A 17519-nucleotide genomic window follows, 5' to 3' on the forward strand; every position below is an offset into this window, starting at 1 on the left:
GGTGAGATGTGGCATCCGGACCGTCGCGCCTCCGCGTGCCGGCCCCCCTCCCCTCCTACAGTGTGCGACCGGAGCCGCTGGAAGTTCGATCCGGGGGGAAACGATGACGCGTACCGAAATTCACGGATCACCGCACGCGGTCCCGCCACCGGCCAGGCTCGCCGAACGCCTCGCGGCACTGGCGATGCCCTGCCCCGTCCATCCGTCGATACACCTGGTCGAGGCCGCGGCGGCCGACTGGGCGCGCGCGGCCGGGCTGGACCCCGATCCCGCGGCCTCCCGGCTGGCCGGGCGGGCGTTCGCCCGTTGCGAAACCGGCGCGGTCACGGCGCTGGCCCGCTGGCTGACCTGGATGTCATGCCTGCGCCGGGCTCCCGAGGCCCTCACCCCGGTCCTCGCCGTGGCCGCGGGCGGCGAGCCGGGGCCGGCGCCGCTGGAGCGGGCCTTCTCCGGCCTCTGGGCGGCGTGCGCGCCGAGGATGAGCGACGCGTGGCGCGAGCGGTTCACGGCCGGGCTGGCCGCCCAGCGCGAGGCGATCCTCCCGCGCGAGCCACCCGCGGCCCTCTCCCCCGGGACACCCGCGAAGCCGTGCTCCCCTGAGACACCTGCGGAGCCGTGCTCCCCTGAGACACCCGCGGAGCCGTGCGGGGACGCCTTCGGCCGCTACCTGTTCGACCTGGTGGAGCCGTGCCTGGAGGTGGAGGTGCCGGCCCCGGTGGGGCGGAGCCCGCAGTGGCGGGCGCTCGTCGAGGCGAGCGGCGACGTGGTCGCCCGGTGCCAGGAGGCGGTGGCCGGACGCGGCCATGCGGGCACCATTTTTTTGGAACGCTCCAATCAGGAGGCCGAAGAGTGGATCATCGACAGGGTCGCCACCCGCATGGAGGAGCTGTGGACGGCCGCCCGCGCGATCCCCGCGCTCACGGAGCGGCACGACCTGGGCTTCACCGCCTCCCGTGAGGTGACGCGGGTGGCATGCGCTTTCTTGACCATCCCCCGGGCTTACCTGGAGTGGCTCCTGGAAACACCTCGCTATCGTCACTTAGGGTAACGGTTCGATTTCGACAAGTAATGCTGGAGTAACGATGAGCACCATGCTCCTCAATCACAAGCTCGACCGTGCCTTCGGGCACATGGACGTCGACGGCAGTGGATCGATCGAGCGCGAGGACCTTCTCGGCCTCGGTGCCCGGATCCTCGTCGGCTTCGGCGAGTCGCCGACCTCCCCGGCCGGTCACAGGCTCGCCCAGGGCTTCGAGGGGATCTGGCGGACCCTGGCCGCGGAGATCGACGCCGACGGCGACGGCGCCATCTCGTCCGAGGAGTTCCGCGCGGGCATGACCTCGGCGTTCATCGAGGGTGACCACTTCGACGCGGTGTTCGCGCCCGCCGCCGAGGCGGCGGCCGGCCTGTGCGACACCGACGGCGACGGGGCCGTGGGGCCGGACGAGTTCTGGACCATGATGGCCGCGTTCGGCACCGCGCGCGAGGACGTGCGGGCCACCTTCGAGCGGCTCGACGGTGACGGCGACGGCGTCGTGTCCGTGGGCGAGCTGGTCGAGGCGACCCGGCAGTTCTACACGAGCGCCGATCCGGAAGTGGCCGGCAACTGGCTGTTCGGTCCGCTGTAGTGGCGCTCACCCCAACGTTCGGCGACCCCCTCACCCGTTCCCGACCCCACCCACAGACCTTGCCACCCTCCATGTCACTTTCCCTGTCCCCTTCGTCCGCCGCGCCCGCCGGAACACCGGGCCACCCGGAGCCGCCGCGGCCCTCGGGAGTGGCCGCGGCGCTGCTGCTGCCCCTCACCGAGCTCGTGCCGGTGATGTCGGCACCGTGCCCGATGCACCCCTCGGTCGACCTGATCGGCACCGAGCTGGCCGCCTGGGCCCGCGAGGTCGGGCTCGAACCTCCCCCCGGCGCCGGGTTCGAGCGGATGGCCGGCCGCGCCTTCTGCGGATTCGGCGTGGAGTCGGCCCTGCTGTTCGCCAAATGGCTGACCTGGCTGTTCCACTTCGACGACGAGTGGGACGAGAAGCCCGCCGGGCGCGCGGCCGAGATCGTCGAGGCCGCCTTCGCGCGGCTCGACCTCGTCGCACGCGCGCCCGCGCACGCCTCCTCGCCCGTCGAGCTGGCCTTCGGCGACCTCTGGAAGGCCACCACCGGGCGGATGAGCACCCGCTGGCGGCACCGGTTCCTGGCGGGGCTGGCGGCGCAGGGCGAGGCCTGCCGTACCGAGGCCGAGAACCGCTGCGCGGGCCGCGTGCCCTCCCCCGCCGAGTACCCGCGGCTGCGGCGGGGCACCGCGGGCCCCTACCTGTTCGACCTGGTGGAGCCCTGCCTGGGGGTGGAGGTGCCCGCGGGGCTGCGCGAGAGTACGACCTGGCGGACGCTGGTGGACGCCTGCAACGACGTCACCGCCTGGTGCAACGACGTCGCCTCGCACCACAAGGAGCGGGCCAACGGCGACGTGCACAACTACGTGACGGTCGCCGCGACCGCGTTCGACCTCTCCGACACCGGAGCCGTCGCCTGGGTGAACGACCGGATCGCCGCCCGCGCCGAGGACCTGCGGACCTCCGCGCGGCGCCTTCCGGCGCTGTTCGACCGTTTCGGGTTCTCGACCGGCCAGGCCAGGGACGTCAGCAAGGTCGCGTGCGCCTTCCTCACGGCGCCGAGGGCCCAGCTGGAATGGCTCCTGGAGTCCAGCCGGTACGACGTGCCGTGACCCGGTGACCGGCCGCTCCCGCCCGCCCGCGCGCACGTGCCCGGGCGGGGGCGGGTGGGGCGGGTGGGGGCCGATGGGCGAGCCGGTTCCGAGGCGCCGTACGACCTCCGGCCCGCGTTGATCGCTCGTTGATTAAATTGCGGTCTGCGCCGGTTAAGGTCCCTTTAAGCACAAAATGAAGGGCCTAAACCATCATGCGCGGGCTGTACCGGGGAATCCCGAGGGTGACGCCCGCCCAGAGGCGGATCGCGGCGGTGCTCGCCGCCGCCGCGTCCGTGGCGATGGAGTGCGTCAACATCTGGGTCACGGCGCAGCTCCCGCAGCCTTCCTACACACCTCTGCCGTTCGCGCCCGAGGACGTGGCCGGCGCAGTGTTCCCCGTCCTCGGCGCGCTCCTGGTGTTCCAGCGGCCCCGGCTGGTCATCGGCTGGCTGCTCTGCCTGGGCGGCCTGTGCTCCGCGCTGAACAGCCTCACGGTGAACCTCGCGCTCCTGGACACCGCGCGAGAGTGGACGGTCCTGCCGGAGGCGATCCGGGCGGTCGCCGGGGTGAGCTGGAAGCTGACCGTCCTCTTCCTGGTCGTGCTGCTGCCGCTGCTCTATCCGGACGGGAAACCACCCTCCCCGCGCTGGCGGGCGCTGGTCTGGGGCTCCGTCGCCGTCCTGGCGGCCGACGTGCTCGTCACGGACCTGATGCCCCTCTCCGGACAGGGGCCCGTGGATTCCTCCCCCCACTTCCTGCGGTTCTCGCTGGACATGCTCACCAACGCGATGATGATCCTGGCCTTCGCCTCGCTGGCCGCCCGGTTCCGGCGGGCCGGCCGCGAGGAGCGCGGGCAGATCCTCTGGACGCTGGTCGCGCTCGCCACCGTGATCGTCCCCTGGGTGGTCGGCAACCCGGTGTGGTGGCTGGCGTCGTTCACGATCCCGCTGGTCCCGGTCGCGATCACCTTCTCGGTGCTGCGGCACCGCCTCTACGGGATCGACACGCTCATCACCAGGACGCTGGTCGGCGCGGGCCTGGTCGGCGTGATCGGCGGGGTGTACGTGGTGGTGGGCGCCGCCTCCAGCCTGTTCCTGTCTGACGTGGACCGGATCGGCGGCCTGGTCGCCGCCCTCTGCGCGGGGGCGTTCTTCCACCCGATGCGGCGGCTGCTCCAGCGCGGCGCCGACCGCCTCCTGTACGGCGGCAGGGGCGACCCGGTGGCCCTGGCCGCCGAGCTCGGGCGCAGGCTCCAGCGCACCGATCCCGCGGGGGGACTGGCCGCGGCCCTGGACGTGCTGCGCGACGGCCTGGCGGTCACCGGCACGGGCGTGCGCTTCCAGGACGGCTGGCCGGAGGAGTCGACGGCGGGGACGCTGGAGGAGGTGGCGCGCGACATCCTGCTGGTCTGGCACGGCGAGCCCGTCGGCCGCCTGCTCATCGGCCCGCCGGGCGCCCGGCGCCTGCCGGCCGCGCACAACGAGCGGGTCATCACCGCGCTAACGCCGTACGTGGCCGACGCCGCCCACGCGGTCCGGCTGGTCGGCGCGCTGCGGCGTTCCCGGGAGCGGATCGTCACCACCCGCGAGGAGGAGCGCCGCCGCCTCCGCCGCGACCTGCACGACGGTCTCGGCCAGTCGCTCAGCGGGATGGCGATGTCCATCAACGCGGCCAGGCTCTCCCTGCGCGCCTCCCCCGAGACGGCCGAGCGCATGCTCGGTGAGCTGCGTTCCGGCATGGACAGTGTCACCAGCGACATCAGGCACCTGGTGTACGGCCTGCGGCCGCCGGCGCTGGACGACCTCGGCCTGGCCGGGGCCGTGGCGGAGATGGCGGGCCCCGGCGTCGCCGTGGAGGTCGAGGGCGAGTTGCAGGGCCTGCCCGCCGCGACCGAGGTCGCGGCGTACCGGATCGCGCAGGAGGCGCTGACCAACGCGCGCAAGCACGCCGGGGCCGCGACGGTGCGGGTGTCGCTGGAGCGGGGCGAGAACGACCTGAGCGTCCGGGTGCGCGACGACGGGATCGGCGTCCCCGCCGGGCGCCGCTCGGGGGTCGGGCTGGCGTCGATGCGCGAGCGCGCCGCCGAACTGGGCGGGACATGCGTGATCACGACGCCCCCCGAGGGGGGCACCGTGGTCGAGGCGATACTCCCGGTGAACTTGAATGTGAAGATCTGACCACCGATGATTTCTTACGGCTCGCGAACGATGGTGAGTATTGCCCTATGACGTTGGTCCAGGTAGCCCTACCCTTGCGCCTGCAATGCTGACATTTCGTGCTCTTGGCCCGTTCCAGGCCCTTCATGGTGAGACATCACTCGACCTCGGCGGCCAGCGCCAGATGGCGGTGCTGGCCCGGCTCCTCGTGGCCGGTGGCCGCGCCGTCCCGGTGGCCGTGCTCATCGACGAACTGTGGCCCGGCGAGCCTCCCGCCCAGGCCCTGTCGACCATCCAGGGATACGTGTCGCGGCTGCGGCGCGCCCTGGAACCCGGCCGCGCGCCGCGGGAGGAGGCCGAGGTCCTGGTCTCCGCCCCGCCGGGATACGCGCTGCGCGCCTCGCCCGGCCAGGTGGACGCCTGGAGTTTCGAGAGCGCGGTCAAGACGAGCGGCGAGCCCGCCGAGGTGTGGGATCGCCTGGAGGCGGCCCTCGCCCTCTGGCGCGGCCCGGCCCTGGCCGAGTTCTCCGACCTGCCGTGGGCGGTGAGCGAGGCGGGCAGGCTGGAGGAGTTGCGGCTGATCGCGATCGAGCGCCGGGCCGACGCGGGGCTGCTGCTGGGGCACTCCGGCGCCCTGGTCGCCGACCTGGAGGCGCACGCCTCGGCGCATCCGCTGCGGGAGGAGGCCTGGCGGCTGCTCGCGCTGGCCCTGTACCGCAACGGCAGGCAGGGAGACGCGCTGGGCGCGCTCCGGCGCGCCAGGACGATGCTCCGCGAGGAGCTCGGCCTCGACCTGGGCGCCACCCTGCAACGCCTGGAGTCCGACATGCTGGCCCAGGCCGTGCATCTCCATCCGCCTGCGGAGCCGGTGCGGGCCGCGGAACCGGCGGCGGCGCGCGTGACGCCCGCCGAGGAGCGGGCGCTGCCGGGGCTGCGGGTCGTGGTGGTGGACGACCAGGCGCTGGTCCGCACCGGCCTGCGCGTGGTGCTGGACAGCGAACCCGGTTTCGAGCTGGTCGGGGAGGCCGAGAACGGCGAGCAGGCGATCACGGTGGTCAGGGAGACCTCCCCCGATCTGGTGCTGATGGACATCCAGATGCCCAGGCTGGACGGACTGACCGCCGCGCGCAGGATCCTGTCCGACGCGGCGCCGCCGAAGGTCGTGATGATGACCACGTTCGGCACGGACGACAACCTCTACGCGGCGCTGCGGGCCGGGGTGAGCGGGTTCGTCCTCAAGACGTCGGCGCCCGAGCAGCTCATCACCGCGATGCGGGCCGCGCAGGCCGGTGACGCGCTGATCGACCCCGCCGTCACCACCCGTCTGATCGCGGCCTTCGCCGGGCGCACCGACCCGTCGGCGCCCCCCGGCCTCGCCGGTCTCGGCGACACGGAACTCGACCTGATGAAGCTGGTCGCCCGGGGGCTGACCAACCGGCAGATCGCGGCGACCCTGGCGGTCCCCGAGCGGTCGGTCTCGCAGTCGGTCGTCAAGCTGCTCGACCATCTCGGGCTGTTCGACCGGGCCCAGCTCGTCGTCACCGCGTACGAGTCCGGGCTGGTCAACCCCGGCGACGTGGGCAGATAGCCATGTCCCTGCGGCAGCGCGGCCGCGGCCGGGTGCTCGACGGCGCCGGTGGCGTGCCCAGGCGGGTCGTCGACGCGGTCACCGTGACCGGCACCGTGACCGATACCGTGACCGAGGGCGCCCCCGCCTGGCCCGTCACCTCGCTCGCACGCGGGCTGCTGCGCTCCCCGCTGCGGCTCGCCGCCCTCTCGGCGGCGCTCCTGTCGGTCGGTCTCACCGTGGTCGGCCTCGTGCTGCGTCTCGACCTGCCGCCCGGGTGGCGACCACAGGAGCCTGCCACGCCCGATCTGGCGGCGGGACTGACGTTCCCCGTGGTGGGAGCCTTCCTGCTGGCCCACCGCTCGCGTCCGGCCACGGCGTGGCTGATGTGCGCGGGCGGCCTGATGTGCGCGGTCAACTCCTTCTCCGAGTCGGCGATGTTCACCTTCGCCGCGGCGGGCGACATGGAGTCCGCCGGGTACCTCCGCCTGAGCATGGTCACGGGAAAGGCGGTCGGCGGGTTCTTGCTGGCGATCCTGTTCCCGCTGTACTCCCCCGACGGCCGGCTGCCCTCGCGGCGGTGGTGGCCGCTGGCGGCGGCCGGCGTGGTCGTGTTCGCGACGAGCCTGCTGCTGAACCTCACCCGTCCGGACCCCGACCCCGCGCTCTACCCCTGGCCGCGGGTCATCCCCAACCCGCTCGCGGTGGACGTCCTCGCCTCCCGCAACATGGCGGCGCGCGAGGTCGTCGCCGTCCTGATCTCGGCCCTCGCGGTCCTGGCGCTGGTCTCCCTGGTGCTGCGCTTCCGGCGGGCGGGCCCCGAGCTGCGCCGCCAGATCGCCTGGCCGGTCTTCGCGTTCGCCGTCTACGTCGCCTTCCTGCTCGCCGGTCCGGCCTGGTGGCTGGCCGGGACGATCTGGACCGGGCTGATCCCGGCGGCCATCGTCTTCTCGGTGCTGCGCTACCGGCTCTACGGCATCGACACGGTGGTGAGCCGCGCCTTCGTCGCCGCCGGGCTGATCGCCGCGGTCAGCGCCATGTACGCGGTCGGCGCGGTCGCCGGGCTGGCGCTGTCGGGGTACGACCGGATCGGCGGCCTGGTGGCGGCCCTGCTCGCCGGGGTCGTCTTCCAGCCGCTCCGGCACCGGCTCAGGAGCCTGGTCGACCGGCTCATGTACGGCACGCACGGCGACCCGCAGGCGCTCGCCACACGCCTGGCCAGGGAGGTCCGCGAGACCGAGCCGGCCAACGCGCTCGCCGCCGTCGCCGCCGTGGTCAAAGACGGGCTGAGCGTCACCGGCGTCGCCGTCGAGGTCTACGAGCCCGGCGCCAGGCAGGTCCAGGTCGGCCTGCTGGGCCCGGCGCCGCGCCAGGTACCGCTGGTCTGGCACGGCGAGCCGGTCGGGCGGCTGCTCCTCGGCTCCCCCGGCCCCCGCAGGTTCGCCGCCGCGCACAACGGCCGCCTGATCGCCGCGGCCGTCCCGTACGTCGCCGACGTGGCGCACGCCGTGCGGATGACCGCCGACCTGCAGCGCTCCCGGGAGCGCATCCTCACCGCCCGCGAGGAGGAGCGCCGCCGCCTGCGCAGGGACCTGCACGACGGGCTCGGCCACGCGCTGACCGACATGGCCATGTCGATCAACATGGCCAGGATCAGCCTGCGCACCGCCCCCGCCTCGGCGGACAGGCTCCTGCTCGACCTGCGCGGCGGCATGGACGCGGTCAGCGAGGAGATCAGGGAACTGGTGTACGGCCTGCGCCCGCCCACCCTCGACGAACTCGGCCTGGTGGGAGCCGTACGGGCCCTGGCGCAGGAGGGCACGCCGCGGGTCGCGGTGGAGACCGAGGGCGACCTGTCGGATCTGCCCGCGGCGGCCGAGGTGGCCGCGTACCGCATCGCACAGGAGGGGCTGACCAACGTCCGCAAGCACGCGGGGGCCGGCTCCGCGGTGATCTCGTTGCGGCGCGGGGAGTCGCTGGTGGTACGCGTCCAGGACGACGGGCGCGGCCTGCCCTCGGGACCGCGCTCGGGGGTCGGGCTGCTCTCCATGCGTGAGCGGGCCGCCGAACTGGGCGGTACCTGCGTGATCGGGACGGCCCCGGGCGGCGGGACGGTCGTGGAGGCCGTGCTGCCGATCCCGGCCGCACCGATCGCGGCGGGCCGCCCGTGAACCTTCTCGCCCTCACCGCCGACCGTACGGCCGCCCTGCGCCGGGCACTCCTTCGCCCGTCTCCGATCACACCCGGATCTCACCGCGCCTTTAGGGTTCGCCCGTCGACGAATGCTCATGTCCAGCAAGAAACCACAGCTTCTCGAAAATTACCGAAATAAACAAAAAATAGGCAAAATCAGGCCCTTCTTAACTTACTCCGAAAATAAGCAAATGAGCACTTCGGTCCTTTAGCCCGAACCGCTTGCCTTATATCTTTCCCCCTAATCACGGCCGTCGAGCGAGCTCTGCTCGCGGCTCGATCAAAGGAGAAAAGCATGTACGGCAAGCGACAGCCGATGGTGCTCGGGGCGGCGCTCCTCACCGCGCTCACCCTCGGACCGGCCTCGTCCTCACAGGCATCGGCCACGCCGGATCCCGAGCCGGGCGTGACGGCGGACATTTCACAGAAAGAGGCCGTGACGGACCCGGCCCCATCGGCGGAAAACCCGAGGGACTACTGGCGGGGATACAGGGACGGCTACCGGGCCGCCGCCCAGGATTGCCGCAGGAGCAGGTCGCGCAGCTACATCGGGCCGCCCAGCGACTACGACAGGGGCTGGCTGGACGGCTACGACGCCGGATACGCCCGTTTCTGCTGAACGGCGAACCGAGAACACGTCATCGACGTTCTCCGACATCATTTGACGTCGTGTGACGTCGTGTGACGTCGTGTGACGTCGGAGGTGAGGCCTCCCGATCGGAACGGTCGCTCGCGGCCTCCGTGCCACGGGGGGCTTCACGCCCGCCCGGCGACGGCGGGCGGTCACCTCGGGACGTCCGCGCTCCTCCGGCGGCGGCCGGGGGCGACCGGGAGGCGGCCGGGAGGCGGCCGGGGGAAATCGCCTGCACGGCGGGCTCCGGGCGCGCCCCAATAGGATGGCCGCGTGGCTCAACTCCGCATCGCCCTGGCCCAGAGCAATCCCGCCGTCGGCGACCTGGCCGCCAACACGGACAGGCTCGTCGAGTGGACCCGCCGCGCCGCCGGCCGCGGCGCGCACCTGGTGGTCTTCACCGAGATGTTCCTGACCGGGTACCCCGTCGAGGACCTCGTGCTGCGCACCTCGTTCGTGGAGGCGTCGATCGCCGCGATCGAGGAGGCCGCGCGACGGCTGGACGAGGCGGGACTCGGCGAGATCCCCGTGGTCGTCGGCTACGTGGACCGCGCGAAGCTCGCCCCGCGCGTCGGCCAGCCCAAGGGCGCCCCGCTCGACGCGGCCGCGCTGCTGCACCGGGGCCGGGTGGTCGTCAAGACCGCCAAGCACCACCTGCCGAACTACGGCGTCTTCGACGAGTACCGCTACTTCGTCCGCGGCGACCGCCTGCCGATCTTCCGGTTGCACGGCGTCGACGTGGCGATCGCGGTCTGCGAGGACCTCTGGCAGGAGGGCGGCCCCGTCGCGGTGGTGGGCGAGGCCGGAGCCGGGCTGCTCGTGGTGCCGAACGCCTCCCCGTACGAGAAGGAGAAGGACGACGTACGCCTGGCGCTGGTGGCCAGGCGCGCCCGCGAGGCCGGATGCGCCCTCGCCTACGTCAACCAGGTCGGCGGCCAGGACGAGCTGGTCTTCGACGGGGACTCGCTGGTCGTCTCCGCCTCAGGCGAGCTGGTCGCGCGCGCGGCGCGCTTCTCCGAGGAGCTGCTGATCACGGACCTGGAGCTGCCCGAGGCCAGGTACGGAGGGCTCGGCACCTTCCAAGTGGACGCCGGCGACGGCACCGTGATCACGGTGGAGCGGCTGGAGCTGTCCGCCCGCCCCGTCGAGCCGTACGAGCCGCAGGCCCCCACGGTCGCCGAGCACCTCGACGACACCGCCGAGGTCTACTCGGCACTGGTCCTCGCGGTCCGCGACTACGTCGCCAAGAACGGCTTCCGGTCGGTCGTCCTCGGCCTGTCCGGCGGCATCGACTCGGCGCTGACCGCCACGATCGCCTCCGACGCCATCGGCCCCGACCGGGTGCATGTGGTGCTGATGCCCTCCCGCTACTCCTCGGACCACTCGGTGAGCGACGCCCAGGAGCTGGTCGACCGGCAGGGGATCAACGCCAGGACCGTGCCGATCGCCGACATCGTCAACGGCTTCGAGAAGGAGATCGAGCTCTCCGGCCTGGCCGCGGAGAACCTTCAGGCCCGGGTGCGCGGCATGATCCTGATGGGCCTGTCCAACGAGCACGGCCACCTCGTCCTCACCACCGGCAACAAGAGCGAGCTGGCCACCGGCTACTCCACCCTCTACGGCGACTCGGCGGGTGGTTTCGCCCCCATCAAGGACGTGCTCAAGACCCTGGTCTGGGAGCTGGCGCGCTGGCGCAACGCCCAGGCGGGCCGGTCGGGCGAGTTCCTGCACGGGTTCGCGGTGCCGCCGATCCCGGAGAGCTCGATCGAGAAGGAGCCCAGCGCGGAGCTCCGCCCCGACCAGCGCGACACCGACTCCCTGCCCGAGTACGACATCCTGGACAGGCTGCTGGACGACTACGTCGAGAAGGACATGGGCTCCGCCGAGCTCGTCGCCGCCGGACACGACCCGGCCCTGGTCGCCCGGGTGATCCGCCTGGTCGACCTGGCCGAGTACAAGCGCCGCCAGTATCCCCCGGGCCCGAAGATCACCCCGAAGAACTTCGGCCGCGACCGCCGCCTCCCCATCACCAACCGCTGGCGCGAGACCACCACCTGACCCCCGGACCGTTTCCGGACGCCGGGCCCTCCCGGCGGGAAACGGCCGGCGCAGCCGACGGGGTTGCGCCATGTCGGACGCCGAAACCCCGGCGGTGAACGCCGGGGTTTCATCACGACATCCACGACGGCGTCCGAGGGGCTCCCGCCCCCGGACGGCCGTACGGGGAAGCCTCAGGGGCCGAGGCCCGCCAGGAGGTGGTCGACGATCCGTTCGGCCAGGTCGGAGGACACGGTGTGATCGTCGACGCCCTCGGTGCGGATGTACCACATGACGGTGCCGACCAGGTTCGCCATCGCGAGGGGGACGTCGAGGCCGGCCCGCAGCTCGCCGGTGGCGACGCCGCGCCGCAGCAGGGCGGTGATCGCCGCCCTGCGCGGCTCGATGGTCGCCTGGCGGATGCGCTCCACCAGGCGGGGGTGCCGCTCGGCCTCGTTCATCGCGATGTTCATCACGCAGCGGTTGCGCGCGTCGCACGCGTCACGCAGGAACACCTGCGCGTAGACGACGAGATCCTCGCGGACCGAGACGCCCGCGACCGGGGGCAGCGGCGTCTTGAGCGTGGACAGCGCGTCGACGAGCAGGTCTTCCTTGTTCGACCAGCGCCGGTAGATCGTGGTCTTGCCGACCCCCGCGCGAGCCGCGATCGCCTCGATCGACAGCTCGGAGAGACCCACGCTCTCCGCGATCAGGTCGAGGGTCGCGTCGATGATGGCCCTCTCCGCCCTGGCGCTGCGGGGACGGCCCGCGGGACGGGGCGTCTGGGCCCCGGCCGCCTGAGTCTCGTCGGTAGTCGTCATAGCGCTCCTACACTACCGCCGGTTCCCTGTCCGGGCTGATCTCTTCGGGGACGGAGGTGGCCGTGGAGGACTTGCCGGGCAGCCACCTGAACACCACCAGGGCTCCGAGCAGCGCGATGACCGCGGAGACGAGGGCGGTGATGTGCATGCCCTCGACGAAGGCGAGCTTGGCCGGTTCGATCAGCGCCGCACCCCGGGCGCCGAGGCCCTGGGCCACGCCCAGCGTGCCGGTCAGCGACTCGCCCGCCAGGTGCCTGAGCTGCTCGGGCAGGCCCGTCAGGGCTGGGGCGATCTGGTCGCGGTAGGTGGCCGAGAGCAGCGAGCCGAGAAGCGCGACGCCGAGCGCTCCGGCCACCTGGCGGATCGTGTTGCTCATGGCCGAGCCGACGCCGGCCTTCTCCCTGGGAAGCGCCTCCATGATCGCGGTGGTCGCCGGGGGCATGATGTTGGCCATCGCCGCGCCCTGGACGAAGAACACGATCTCCAGAAGGACGACCGGGGTGTGCTGGTCCATCAGCGCGTAGGAGGCCAGCGCGGCGGCCACGACGACCATGCTGACGGTGGCGCTCATCTTGCCCCCGAAGCGCGCGGCCATCTGCTGGCTCAGCGGCGCGAAGATCAGCTGTGCGGCGGCGAAGGGGATCATCAGAGCGCCGGCCTGCAGCGCGCTGAATCCCAGCACGATCTGCAGGTAGAAGACCAGGAAGAACATCGCGCCCATCATCGCGAAGAACACGATGCCGATCATGCCGACCGCGGTGGCGAAGCGCGGGTCGCGGAAGTAGCTGACGTCGAAGGCCGGGTGGGCGATACGGCGCTCGTACCAGACGAAGGCGGCGATCACCACGACGCCGAGGACGGTCGGTACGAGCACCTCGGCACTGGCGATCGTGGCCAGTTCCCCGCCCCGGATGATGCCGTAGGTGATGGCGACGAGGCCGATGATGGAGAGGACCACGCCGACCGGGTCGAGCCTGGAGGGCTTGGGATCACGCGACTCGGGCACGACCAGGCTGATGAGCACCATGCTGACCAGCACGATCGGCAGGTTGACCAGGAAGACCGAGCCCCACCAGAAGTGCTCGATGAGCAAGCCGCCGGTGATCGGGCCGATCGCCACGGCCAGGCCCACCCCGCCGGCCCAGACGCCGATCGCCTTGCCGCGCTCCTGCGGGGGGAAGACGTTGGAGATGATCGCCAGCGTGGCCGGCATGATCGCGGCACCGCCGATGCCCATGAACGCGCGGGCGACGATCAGCTGCATGGGGTCCTGGGCGTAGGCGCTGGCCAGCGAGGCCAGGCCGAAGAGCACCATGCCCACCATGAGCATGCGCTTGCGCCCGGTGCGGTCGCCGATCACCCCGAAGGTGAACAGCAGGCCCGCGAACACGAGCGTGTAGGAGTTGATCGCCCATTCCAGCTGGCTCTGGGTGGCGCCCAGGCCGTCCACGGGGTCGGCGATCGTCTTGAGTGCGACGTTGAGGATGGTGTTGTCGAGCACGACCGCCAGGAGGCTGAAGACCAGCACTCCCAGGATCCGCCACCGTCGCGGGTGGCCGAGCTGTTGTTCCACGAAAGGCCCCGTATTCGATACGCTTGAGTTTCGAAACACAACCGTAGCGTTGATCATTATGATACGCAACCGTATCGTTTCGTATTTATCGTGAAACGTCCTGAACTCGGCGCACGCCTCCGAGGTGACGCACCGAGACCGGTGGCGGCCGAGAGCGGCGCCACCCCCGCTCAGGTGCGGCAGCGGCGCCACCCCCGCTCAGGTACGACCGAGAGCGCCGCCGCCCCCGGCTCAAGTACGGCCGAGAGCGACGCCACCTCTGATCGGGTACGGCCGAGAGCGGCACCGCCCCCGCTCAAATACGGCCAGGTCAGGCGGCCACCGGAACGGGCTCGTCGGCCACGACCGCGGTGCGCCGCCAGAACGGCAGGGCGACCAGCACCATCACCACACCGACCAGCCCGGCGGCGGCGAAGGCCCAGCCGGGACCGGGGCCGTCGATGATCACGCCCGCGATGGGCGCCGCGGAGCCGGCGCCGATCAGCAACGCCGTGCCGTGCAGGCCCATCGCCTCGCCACGGGCCCCGGCGGGCACCCAGCGGGTCACGGTCTCGATCGTGGAGGACAGCGCGGGGGCGCACAGCACCCCGGCCGGCAGCAGGGCCAGGACCAGCCAGTGCCAGTCACCGCCGACCAGCCCGACGGGGACGGTGAGCACACCCATGGCGCCGATCAGGATCAGCGGCGACACCCCGCGGGGCAGCATGCCGTACACGAAACCGCCCATCAGCGAGTAGGCGCACCACAGGCCGATCGCCAGCCCGATCCAGGCGGTGTCGCCGCCCTGCTTCATAGTCGCCACCAGGGACAGCTCGGTGGCGGCCAGCACGAAGGTCGCCGCGACGACCGTGCCGAGCAGCCCGAGCATGCCCGGGGTGAGCCACTGGCGCCGCGAGACCTTCCCCGCCACCTCCTGGAGCTCCTTCTCCGAGCGGACGGGCGGGTTCAGCACGATCAGCGCCACACCCGAGGCGACCAGACCGGCCGCGACGAGGCCCATGGTGGGCACGCTGCCGAGGAGGGTCACCCCCGCGACCGCCAGGGCGGGACCGGCCATGTAGGAGAGTTCCACGATCATGGAGTCGAGGGAGAAGCCCATCCTGCGCTGGTCGACCGGGACCAGCGCCGTGAGGCACTGCCTGATCACGCTGAACACCGGGAGGCTGAGCAGGCCCGCGGGCACCGAGGCCGCGAGCAGCAGGGGGAACGGCATCGCCCACGCGGTGGACCAGAAGGCGAGCTGGGCGAGCGTGGTCACCACCAGCACCGGGCGCAGGCCGTGGCTGTCGACGAACCTGCCGGCCAGCGGCGAGCCGACCGCCATCCCCACCGTGCTCGCCATGGTCACCAGACCGGCCGCGGCGAAGCCGAGCCCGAGCCCGCTGGGATCGACGACGTGCATCGTCAGCGTGATGGCGACCGCGGTCGAGGGAATGCGGGCGACCAGTCCCACCAGCAGCAACGACCGCACGCCCGGGATCGCCAGCAGGCGGCGGTAAGGTTCGAAAGCCATTGTGATTACTTACCTCCGCGAGCATTGTGCCGTACGCCCCTGACACTCCCGCCACTGGATTACCGCGCCGAGGTGCCGCGCACCGCCCGCCGAACACCCCTGACGCGCACCGCGCACCGCCCGCCCCGCATCGCCCCGGACGCACGCACCCGCCGGCACCCACCCGCGCGGCACCGGCACCTTCGCCACGGAGTATCGTCCGGACGCGCGCGTCCTCACACTCCGTTACGGCACCAAAAGGACGAACGTGTCACATACCACCCACACCTGCCCATTGGATTACCACGTCGATCAGGTCTGTTGAACCTGTCGTACGCGTGCAATCATCGAAAACGTCCGGGGACGCCACAGGGGCGCCTCGAGACTTCACTGGAGGTCCCATGTCCTCTTCCGTCACCAACCGGCCGACCTCTCTGTACGGCGGCCAGGCTGGACGAAGGATCACCGTGCGCGACGTCGCCGCCGCCAAGGAGCGCGGCGAGCGGTGGCCGATGGTCACCGCGTACGACGCGATGACCGCCAGGGTCTTCGACGAGGCCGGCATCCCCGTGCTGCTCGTCGGCGATTCGGCCGCCATGGTCGTGTACGGGTACGACTCGACACTGCCCGTGTCGGTGGACGATCTCATGCCCCTGACGGCGGCCGTGGTCCGCGGTTCCTCCCGCGCGATGGTCGTGGCCGACCTGCCGTTCGGTTCCTACCAGTCGTCTCCCCAGCAGGCCCTGGAGACGGCCGCCCGGTTCATGAAGGAGGCCGGGGCCCACGCGGTCAAGCTCGAGGGCGGGCGGCGGGTGCTTCCCCAGGTCGAGGCCCTGGTCTCGGCCGGCATCCCGGTGATGGCCCACCTGGGCCTGACCCCCCAGTCGGTCAACGCGCTCGGCGGCTACCGCGTACAGGGCCGCGGCCAGTCGGGCGACGAGCTGATGGCCGACGCCAAGGACCTGGAGTACGCCGGAGCGTTCTCGGTGGTCCTGGAGTGCGTTCCCACCGACCTGGCCGAGCGGGTCACCGCGTCCCTGTCGATCCCCACGATCGGCATCGGCGCCGGGCCGGGCACCGACGCGCAGGTCCTCGTCTGGCAGGACCTGATGGGCCTGACCGCCAGCCCCGCCAGGTTCGTCAAGAAGTACTTCGACCTGGCCCACGAGATGGACAGGGCCGTGCGCAGCTTCGCCGACGAGGTGTCGACCGGCGCCTTCCCCGCCGCCGAGCACAGCTACCGCTGACCAGCCCGGGCCGCGCCGCCCCCGGGCGCCGCGGAACCGGTGACCACCGCTGAGCCGCCCCGGCGCCCCAGGAGAACCTGGCGGCGCCGGGGCGGCCTTCGCCGTGCAGAAGCCTCCTCGTGCAGAAGCCTCCTCGTGCAGAAGTACGAGGAGTCAGACGAGCGTGGCGGGGTCGGTGTTGGCGCCGCACACGACGACGGCCACCCGCTCACCGGGGGCCGGGGTGTAGACGCCGGACAGCAGGGCCGCGTACGCCGCGGCGCCCGCGTGCTCGGCGGCGATCCTGTGCTTACGCCACAGCTCGCGCCGCGCCTCGACGATGGCCTCGTCGGAGACCAGGAGGCTCCGTACCCCCGCCGCGCTCGTGATCTCGAAGGCCGTCCGGCCCGCCCGGCTGGCGCCCAGGGCGTCGGCCCCCACCCCCGAGACCTCGACGCCGACCGGCCCGCCGGCCTCCAGGGCCCGGTGCAGGGTCGGGATGAGTTCGGGCTCGACGGCGACCACGCGTGCCCTGCCGCCGAGGGCGACGGTGATCCCGGCGACGAGCCCACCGCCGCCGACCGCGACGACGACCGTGTCGACGCCCCCGGTCTGCTCCAGGAGCTCCAGGCCGACCGTGCCCTGCCCCGCGACCACCTCCGCCTGGTCGTAGGCGTGCACGTCCAGGGCGCCGGTCTCGGCCGCGCGCTTGACCGAGGCCCCGTACGCGTCGGCGTATACGGCGCCGATCTGGGTCACCCGCGCGCCCAGCGCGCGCAGCCCGGCGACCTTCACCGGGCTGGAGACCGTCGGCACGAAGATCTCGGCCTGGACGCCGAGGCTGCGGGCCACGTACGCCACCGCCAGGCCGTGGTTGCCCCCGCTCGCCGCGATCAGCCCGGCCTCGGGGATCCTCTCCGAGGCCAGGGCGCGGTTGAAGCCTCCGCGCGCCTTGAACGACCCCGAATGCTGCAGCCCCTCCAGCTTCAGGAACAACCCCGGCGACACCTCGACCACCGGTGTACGCAGGACATGCCCGGCGATGCGCCCGGCGGCCTGCTCCACGTCCCCGATCGACACGCTCACGCGCGCCCCCTCCCTGCAAAGCGACCCGTA

13 protein-coding genes are annotated in these 17519 nt (G+C 72.2%); 9 read left to right on the plus strand and 4 right to left on the minus strand.

Going from position 1 to position 17519, the window contains the following annotated elements; genetic code table 11:
* Positions 1-103 precede the first annotated feature (103 nt).
* The 8 genes from AB0F88_RS03115 to AB0F88_RS03150 all read left to right on the plus strand — a co-directional run bounded on the left by AB0F88_RS03115 (position 104) and on the right by AB0F88_RS03150 (position 11312).
* On the plus strand, positions 104-1048 hold the full coding sequence (locus tag AB0F88_RS03115) for a hypothetical protein (RefSeq protein WP_362676758.1): 945 nt from the start codon (positions 104-106) through the stop codon (positions 1046-1048).
* A 34-nt stretch (positions 1049-1082) separates the two neighbouring features.
* A complete protein-coding gene (locus AB0F88_RS03120) occupies positions 1083-1628 on the plus strand; it encodes an EF-hand domain-containing protein (RefSeq protein WP_362676760.1) in 546 nt (181 codons plus the stop codon).
* Between the two features lie 71 nt (positions 1629-1699).
* A complete protein-coding gene (locus AB0F88_RS03125; protein ID WP_362676762.1) occupies positions 1700-2725 on the plus strand; it encodes a terpene synthase family protein in 1026 nt (341 codons plus the stop codon).
* Between the two features lie 224 nt (positions 2726-2949).
* Entirely contained in the window at positions 2950-4884 is a 1935-nt protein-coding gene (locus tag AB0F88_RS03130) for a sensor histidine kinase (protein WP_362676764.1), read from the plus strand.
* Positions 4885-4969: 85 nt separating this feature from the next.
* The gene (locus tag AB0F88_RS03135) at positions 4970-6451 is read left to right on the plus strand and encodes a BTAD domain-containing putative transcriptional regulator (protein ID WP_362676766.1); all 1482 of its coding nucleotides are present in this window, start codon (positions 4970-4972) and stop codon (positions 6449-6451) included.
* A gap of 2 nt (positions 6452-6453) precedes the next feature.
* A complete protein-coding gene (locus tag AB0F88_RS03140) occupies positions 6454-8601 on the plus strand; it encodes a sensor histidine kinase (protein ID WP_362676768.1) in 2148 nt (715 codons plus the stop codon).
* Positions 8602-8918: 317 nt separating this feature from the next.
* The gene (locus AB0F88_RS03145) at positions 8919-9242 is read left to right on the plus strand and encodes a hypothetical protein (RefSeq protein WP_362676770.1); all 324 of its coding nucleotides are present in this window, start codon (positions 8919-8921) and stop codon (positions 9240-9242) included.
* A gap of 285 nt (positions 9243-9527) precedes the next feature.
* On the plus strand, positions 9528-11312 hold the full coding sequence (locus AB0F88_RS03150) for an NAD+ synthase (protein ID WP_362676772.1): 1785 nt from the start codon (positions 9528-9530) through the stop codon (positions 11310-11312).
* Positions 11313-11485: 173 nt separating this feature from the next.
* Here the strand turns inward: AB0F88_RS03150 and AB0F88_RS03155 are convergent, their stop codons facing one another.
* From AB0F88_RS03155 to AB0F88_RS03165, 3 genes are all read right to left on the minus strand, one after another.
* Complete coding sequence (locus AB0F88_RS03155; protein ID WP_362676774.1) at positions 11486-12112, minus strand: TetR/AcrR family transcriptional regulator; 627 nt, start codon at positions 12110-12112, stop codon at positions 11486-11488.
* A gap of 7 nt (positions 12113-12119) precedes the next feature.
* On the minus strand, positions 12120-13685 hold the full coding sequence (locus AB0F88_RS03160; RefSeq protein ID WP_362676776.1) for an MFS transporter: 1566 nt from the start codon (positions 13683-13685) through the stop codon (positions 12120-12122).
* A 310-nt stretch (positions 13686-13995) separates the two neighbouring features.
* Complete coding sequence (locus AB0F88_RS03165) at positions 13996-15198, minus strand: MFS transporter (protein ID WP_362676778.1); 1203 nt, start codon at positions 15196-15198, stop codon at positions 13996-13998.
* A 380-nt stretch (positions 15199-15578) separates the two neighbouring features.
* Between AB0F88_RS03165 and panB the strand changes: the two genes are divergently transcribed.
* Positions 15579-16424, plus strand: coding sequence for a 3-methyl-2-oxobutanoate hydroxymethyltransferase (gene panB, locus AB0F88_RS03170; RefSeq protein ID WP_362676780.1), 846 nt, complete (start codon positions 15579-15581; stop codon positions 16422-16424).
* Positions 16425-16577: 153 nt separating this feature from the next.
* Here the strand turns inward: panB and AB0F88_RS03175 are convergent, their stop codons facing one another.
* Positions 16578-17489 carry a threonine/serine dehydratase gene (locus AB0F88_RS03175; protein ID WP_362676782.1) on the minus strand — a complete coding sequence of 304 codons (912 nt, stop codon included), beginning with the start codon at positions 17487-17489 and terminating at the stop codon, positions 16578-16580.
* Between the last annotated feature and the right edge of the window lie 30 nt (positions 17490-17519).

This window comes from Streptosporangium sp. NPDC023963 (assembly GCF_040639135.1).
In the GTDB taxonomy this organism is placed as follows: Bacteria; Actinomycetota; Actinomycetes; order Streptosporangiales; family Streptosporangiaceae; genus Streptosporangium.

Coding starts and splice junctions, on each gene's coding strand:
- AB0F88_RS03140 (WP_362676768.1), top strand. CDS start 6,454: ATGTCCCTGCGGCAGCGCGGCCGCGGCCGGGTGCTCGACGGCGCCGGT.
- panB (WP_362676780.1), top strand. CDS start 15,579: ATGTCCTCTTCCGTCACCAACCGGCCGACCTCTCTGTACGGCGGCCAG.
- AB0F88_RS03165 (WP_362676778.1), bottom strand. CDS start 15,198: ATGGCTTTCGAACCTTACCGCCGCCTGCTGGCGATCCCGGGCGTGCGG.
- AB0F88_RS03145 (WP_362676770.1), top strand. CDS start 8,919: ATGTACGGCAAGCGACAGCCGATGGTGCTCGGGGCGGCGCTCCTCACC.
- AB0F88_RS03135 (WP_362676766.1), top strand. CDS start 4,970: ATGCTGACATTTCGTGCTCTTGGCCCGTTCCAGGCCCTTCATGGTGAG.
- AB0F88_RS03125 (WP_362676762.1), top strand. CDS start 1,700: ATGTCACTTTCCCTGTCCCCTTCGTCCGCCGCGCCCGCCGGAACACCG.
- AB0F88_RS03120 (WP_362676760.1), top strand. CDS start 1,083: ATGAGCACCATGCTCCTCAATCACAAGCTCGACCGTGCCTTCGGGCAC.
- AB0F88_RS03155 (WP_362676774.1), bottom strand. CDS start 12,112: ATGACGACTACCGACGAGACTCAGGCGGCCGGGGCCCAGACGCCCCGT.
- AB0F88_RS03115 (WP_362676758.1), top strand. CDS start 104: ATGACGCGTACCGAAATTCACGGATCACCGCACGCGGTCCCGCCACCG.